At 71.5% G+C, this 5,776-nt stretch carries 6 protein-coding genes; all 6 read right to left on the bottom strand.

Annotated elements, in window-relative coordinates:
• Window positions 1-175: 175 nt before the first annotated feature.
• Complete coding sequence (locus AC2W7G_RS07985; protein WP_485867962.1) at window positions 176-1,411, bottom strand: methyl-accepting chemotaxis protein; 1,236 nt, start codon at window positions 1,409-1,411, stop codon at window positions 176-178.
• A complete protein-coding gene (locus AC2W7G_RS07980) occupies window positions 1,408-1,818 on the bottom strand; it encodes an MCP four helix bundle domain-containing protein (RefSeq protein WP_485867961.1) in 411 nt (136 codons plus the stop codon). The genes AC2W7G_RS07985 and AC2W7G_RS07980 overlap by 4 nt, the downstream gene beginning before the upstream one ends.
• 189 nt (window positions 1,819-2,007) lie before the next feature.
• Entirely contained in the window at window positions 2,008-3,573 is a 1,566-nt protein-coding gene (locus tag AC2W7G_RS07975; protein WP_485867960.1) for a methyl-accepting chemotaxis protein, read from the bottom strand.
• 21 nt (window positions 3,574-3,594) lie between these two features.
• Complete coding sequence (locus AC2W7G_RS07970) at window positions 3,595-4,014, bottom strand: chemotaxis protein CheW (RefSeq protein WP_485867959.1); 420 nt, start codon at window positions 4,012-4,014, stop codon at window positions 3,595-3,597.
• Window positions 4,011-4,472 carry a chemotaxis protein CheW gene (locus tag AC2W7G_RS07965; protein ID WP_485867958.1) on the bottom strand — a complete coding sequence of 154 codons (462 nt, stop codon included), beginning with the start codon at window positions 4,470-4,472 and terminating at the stop codon, window positions 4,011-4,013. The genes AC2W7G_RS07970 and AC2W7G_RS07965 overlap by 4 nt, the downstream gene beginning before the upstream one ends.
• Window positions 4,415-5,776, bottom strand: a 1,362-nt coding sequence (locus tag AC2W7G_RS07960) for a chemotaxis protein CheA (protein ID WP_485867957.1), incomplete at its 5' end; no start/stop codon positions are given. The genes AC2W7G_RS07965 and AC2W7G_RS07960, both read right to left, overlap by 58 nt.

Raw genomic sequence — 5,776 nt, 5'->3', positions numbered from 1 at the left:
AGCGCGGTGCGGAGCACGGCGACCGCGGGCCGGCCGGGCCGGAGGCGGGCCAGGTCGAAGCCCACGGCGGGCGCACCGACCACGGAGTACGTCATGCGCGCCTCCGCCCCTGCGAGAAAAGATCGACCCGTTCGGACGATATCCGGACGGGTCGACCTCTGCACGGTCTGCGCGGTCAGGCCTTGAACTGGCCCACCGCGTTGCGCAGGTCCGCGGACATGCGGGCGATCTCGGCGACGGCCGCGTGGGCCTGGGAGACCGCCTCCGTCGTGGTCGCCGCGGCCTGCGAGACGCCGACGATGTTCTCGGCGATCTGGCCGGTGCCGGCCGAGGCGTCCGCGACGTTGCGGCTCATCTCGTTGGTGGTGGCGGTCTGCTCCTCCACCGCCGAGGCGATCGTCACCTGGTAGTCGTTGATCGAGGCGATGATCGAGCTGATCTCCTCCATCGCGCCGACAGCGCCGGCCGTGTCGCCCTGGATGGCCTCGACCCGACGGGCGATGTCCTCGGTCGCCCGCGCCGTCTCCTGGGCCAGCTCCTTGACCTCGTTGGCCACGACGGCGAAGCCCTTGCCCGCCTCACCGGCGCGCGCGGCCTCGATCGTGGCGTTCAGCGCCAGCAGGTTGGTCTGCTCGGCGATCGAGGTGATCACCTTGACCACGTTGCCGATCTCCTGGGACGACTCGCCCAGCTTCGCGACCGTGTGGTTGGTGGACTCCACCGTGGACACGGCCTCCGACGCGACCCGCGCGGCCTCGTTCGCCGAGTGCGAGATCTCCCGGATCGAGGCACCCATCTGCTCCGAGCCCGCCGCCACCGTCGACACGTTGCGGCTGACCTCCTCCGCCGCGCTCGAGACCACGTTCGCCTGCACGCTCGTCTCCTCGGCACCGGCCGCGATCTGCTGCGACCCCGCCGCCATCTCCTCGGCGGCGGCCGCCACGGCGTCGGCCGAGCCGACGACCTCGGCCATGAGGCCGCGCAGCTTCTCGGTGGCGGCGTTGAGCCCGTCGGCCATGTCGCCGAGCTCGTCGCGGTTCTGGACCTCGGCCCGGCGGGTCAGGTCACCGTCCGCGACCGCGTCGATGACCTCCTTGAGCCGGGCGACGTTGGCGGCCATGACCAGGGCGATGGCCAGGCCCAGGAAGGTGGCCAGGCTGATGCCGGCGACCAGCAGCACGATGCTGAGCAGGCGGCTGGAGCGGTAGCTGTCGTCGATGGCCGCGACCGCGTCCTTCGCGAGCTGCTGCTCGTGCTCGTTCAGCGCGTCGAGGCTCTCCTCCATGACCCGGGTCAGCGAGCTGACCTCGCTGGCGTTGCGGGCGTCCCAGCGCCGCACGTCGCCAGCCAGCGCGTAGCGCGCCATGTCGGTGGTCTGGACGTCGAAGTACTGCTGGGCGGCGGTCGTCATGTCGGCGCGACCCGCTGCGACGTGGCGTCGACGCCGGTGGTCTCGTAGGCCTTGCCGGCCTCCTGCAGGTCGCCGAAGTACGCCTCGACCTTCTGCAGCGCAGCCTGCTTGTCCGACGGGGACGTCTTGATCAGGGCGTCGCGGGCGGACATCCGCATCCCGTCCACGGCCGTGCGCATGTCGGCGACCTTCTGGACGCCCTGCAGGTTGCTGGAGTACAGCCGGTGCGCCTCGTCGGTGGCGTTGCTCAGCGCGACGATGCCGTTCACGCCGACGGCCAGCGCGACGGCGGACGCCAGGCCCACGGCGGTGAGCGTCTTGGTGCGGACGCTCAGGTCGCGCAGGCGCTGCACGATCGAGCGGTGCTCGTCCGCGCTGCTGGTGGTGCTGGTCTCGTTGTCGGTCATCCGTAACCCCTCGAGTGCGTCATGCAGTGGATCGCGTCCCCCATCGGCGGGATGCCCGGACGTCCAAGGGGTTCGGCGGGTCGAATCTGTCACGATCCGGCCACCGGACGGACGATCGCGGCCACGGGTCCCGGACGGACGCGAACGGCCGGCCGGAGCGGGTGCTCCGGCCGGCCGTGTCGGCCGTGGTCAGGCGCGCTGGAAGTGGCTCATCTGCGCGCGCAGCTCGGCCGACATCCGGGCCAGGTCCTGCACGGCGGCCTCGGCCTGCACGACCCCGTCCTTCGTGGTGTCCGCGGCCTGCGCGACGCCGTTGATGTTGACCGTGATCTGGTCGGCGCCGTTGGCGGCGTCGGCCACGTTGCGGCTCATCTCGTTCGTCGTGGCCGTCTGCTCCTCCACCGCCGAGGCGATGGTCAGCTGGTAGTCGTTGATCGAGGCGATGATCTCGCTGATCCGGCCGATGGCCTCGACCGCACCACCGGTGTCGGCCTGGATGGCCTCGACCCGGCGGGCGATGTCCTCGGTGGCCCGCGCGGTCTCCTGCGCGAGCTCCTTGACCTCGTTCGCGACGACCGCGAAGCCCTTGCCGGCCTCGCCCGCACGCGCCGCCTCGATGGTGGCGTTCAGCGCCAGCAGGTTCGTCTGCTCGGCGATCGACGTGATCACCTTGACCACGTTGCCGATCTGCTGGCTCGACTCGCCCAGCTTGGCGACCGACTCGTTGGTCTCGTCGACGCTGCGCACCGCGTCCGACGCGACCCGGGCCGCCTCGTTCGCCGAGTGCGCGATCTCGCGGATCGACGCGGTCATCTCCTCGGAGCCGGCGGCGACGGTCTGCACGTTGCGGCCGACCTCCTCCGACGCGCCCGAGACGATCGTGGCCTGCGTGGCGGTCTGGGTGGCGCCGGCGGAGATCTGCTGCGCGGACGCCGACAGCTCCTCGGCCGCGGACGCCAGCGTCTCGGCCGACTCGACGACGTTGCCGACGATCTGGTCCGTCGCCTCCATCGCGCGGTTGAGGTTGCGCTCGAGCGAGCCGAGCTCGGCCTGCGACGTCTCCGGGGCCCGCTGGCTCAGGTCGCCGTCGGCGAAGCCCCTGAGCACGTGCACGACCCGCGACAGCGGACGCGTGATCGAGCGGGCGATGACGTACGCCAGCACGCCGAGCGCGACGATGCCCACCAGACCGATCACCACGGTCTCGACGATCGTCGAGCCGCGGTCGTCGTCCTGGGCCGCCGCCTCCGCCTCCGCGGCGGCGGTCATCTGCTCCAGCGCACCGGAGATGACCTCGTCGACGACGTCGTTCGCGGCCTGGATGTCGGGGGCGAGCGCCCGGGCGCGTCGCGGGCTGGCCGCGGCCTCGGCGATGACGTCGCTCAGGGCGCCGCCGTACTCGACGAAGGCGACGCGGAACGCCTCCTTCTCCTCGGCCGAGACGTCCAGGCTCACGCCGTCCAGCTCGTCGAGGATCTGCGTCATCGTCGCGACGTCCTCGTCGATGTCGGCCTGCAGCGTGGTCGGGTCCTCCGCGCTCAGGGCGCGGTACGCGGTGGACTTGAGCTCGCTGGCGCGGGTGTCCAGCAGGTGCATGTCGACGACGACCTTGTCGAACGTCGCCAGCCGCTCGCTCGACTCGTCGAGCGACATCATGCTGTTGACGACGACGCTGACGACGATGCCGACGGTCAGGACTCCGACGAGGGCGAGCGCGGTCAGGCGCCGTCCGACGGACCAGGTGAGGCGTTTCATGGGAGTGCTCCTAGGGGTAGGTCAAGCCGCGACGGCGCGCTCGACGTCCAGTGCGAGCAGGAGCTGGTCCTGCAGCTTGTACGCCCCGAGAAGAAGCTCTCGCGACGCCCCCGAGAGAGTGTCCGGCGGCAGCTCGAACTGGTCGTCCTCCACGTCGACGACCGACCCGATCGAGTCCACCAGCATGGCCACGGGCTCCCCCGCGACACGGATGACGACGACCATCGGCTCCTGCTCGTCCGACCGGCCGGGCAGCTCGAGCTGCTCGCGCATGTCGACCGCGCTCAGGACCTGGCCGCGCAGGTTGATGAGGCCGCCCAGCGTCTTCGGCGCCAGCGGGATCCGCGTGCGCGGCTGCGTGCGCAGCACCTCCTGGACGGCGTCCACGTCGACGCCGTAGAGGTGGCCGTCGAGGGTGAAGGTGACCAGACGGGTGCTCACAGCGCCTCCTGGAAGCTCGTGGTGATGTTCCCGGCGGCGTCGAGCACCGGCGCGGGATCGGTGTAGAAGCGCGGGTCCGCGGCGAGGATCGCCGAGCGGACGTCCAGCACCTCGACGATGCGGTCGCGGATGAGCGTCGAGCCGAGCAGGCCCGGGTCGTCGATGTCGCTGTGGACGTCGGAGGTCTCGTCGACGATGTCGATGATCTCGTCGACGACGATCGCGACGCTGCGCGCGCCGGCCGAGTAGACGACCACGACGAGGTCGTCGGTCTGGCGCTCGGACATCGCGCCGAGGTGCCGGTCCAGGCGCACCAGCGGCAGGATCTGGCCGCGGTACTGCACCATCTCGCGGCTGCCGACCAGCTCGACCTTGTCGGCCGGGATGTTCTCCAGACGGGTCACCGACGACAGCGGGATGGCCACGCGGCGGCCGCTGCCGATGCCGGCGACCAGCATGCGCAGCTGCTCGCCCACGCCCTTCGCGGTCTCGCCGACGACCTCGTCGCCGGCGGTCCGCTCGAGCGCCTCGGCGGCCATGGCCCGGCGCGCGAGCGCTGGACGTCCAGGATGAGGGCCACACGGCCGTCGCCCAGGATGGTCGCGCCCGAGTAGGTGCCGATCGCCTTGAGCCGCGCGTCGAGCGGCTTGACCACGATCTCCTCGGTGTTGAGGACGCGGTCGATCACCAGGCCGAAGCGCTTGTTCTCGGCCTGCAGCACCGCGATGAGCACGTGCCCGTCGCTGCGCTCGGACTCGACGCCGAGCACCTCGGCCAGGCGCACGAGCGGCAGCAGCGAGCCGCGCAGGCGGTAGACGGGGGCGCCGTTGACCTCCTCCATCGCGGTCGCGGCGCGGTCGGCGTCCAGCGCGACGAGCTCCAGCAGGCTGACCTGCGGGATCGCGTAGCGGTCGCCGGCGCACTCGACCGTGAGGGCCGGGACGATCGCCAGGGTCAGCGGGATGCGCAGGCGGCAGGTGGTGCCCCGGCCCACGACGGACTCGACCTCGATCGTGCCGCCGATGGCCTCGATGTTCGTGCGCACGACGTCCATGCCGACGCCGCGGCCCGAGACGTTGGTGACCTGGGCGGCCGTGGAGAAGCCGGGCGAGAAGATCAGCTGCAGGACGTCCGCCTGGCTCATGAGCGAGATCTGCTCGGCCGTGCGCAGGCCCTTCTGGACCGCCTTCGCGGCGATCTTCTCCGGGTCGATGCCGGCGCCGTCGTCGGTGACCTCGACGACGACCTGGCCGCCCTCGTGGTACGCGCGCAGCGTCAGCGTGCCCTGGGCCGGCTTGCCGGCGGCGACGCGGTCCTCGGTGCTCTCCAGGCCGTGGTCGACGCCGTTGCGCACCAGGTGCGTCAGCGGGTCCTTGACCGACTCGAGCAGGCTGCGGTCGAGCTCGGTCTCGCGACCGATCATCTCGAGGTTGACCTTCTTGCCCAGCGAGCTGCCGAGGTCGCGGACGACGCGCGGCATCTTGGCCCAGATGTGGTCGATGGGCTGCATGCGCGTCTTCATGACGCCTTCCTGCACCTCGGTGACGATGAGGTTCAGGCGCTGCGCGGCGCGGGCGAGCTCGAGGTCGTCGGTCTCGGCGGCCTGGCGCACGATCTGGTTGCGGCTGAGCACGAGCTCGCCGACCTGGCGCATGAGCGTGTCGAGCAGGTCGACGTCGACGCGGATGGACGACTCGGCGGCGTTGCGACGGTGGCCGGTCTCCGTCCGTCGGGAGCGGCGGCCGGCGCGGGGCCGCGCCGG

This window comes from Aeromicrobium sp. PFPM2_SD2, assembly GCF_057364525.1.
The sequence above is the reverse complement of the archived record's forward strand: the minus strand, read 5'-3'. Positions and strand labels throughout refer to the sequence as shown.

What these genes read in the sequence shown, in the direction of transcription:
- AC2W7G_RS07980 (WP_485867961.1), bottom strand. Translation starts at nt 1,818, where the DNA reads ATGACCGACAACGAGACCAGCACCACCAGCAGCGCGGACGAGCACCGC.
- AC2W7G_RS07985 (WP_485867962.1), bottom strand. Translation starts at nt 1,411, where the DNA reads ATGACGACCGCCGCCCAGCAGTACTTCGACGTCCAGACCACCGACATG.
- AC2W7G_RS07975 (WP_485867960.1), bottom strand. Translation starts at nt 3,573, where the DNA reads ATGAAACGCCTCACCTGGTCCGTCGGACGGCGCCTGACCGCGCTCGCC.
- AC2W7G_RS07965 (WP_485867958.1), bottom strand. Translation starts at nt 4,472, where the DNA reads ATGCTGGTCGCCGGCATCGGCAGCGGCCGCCGCGTGGCCATCCCGCTG.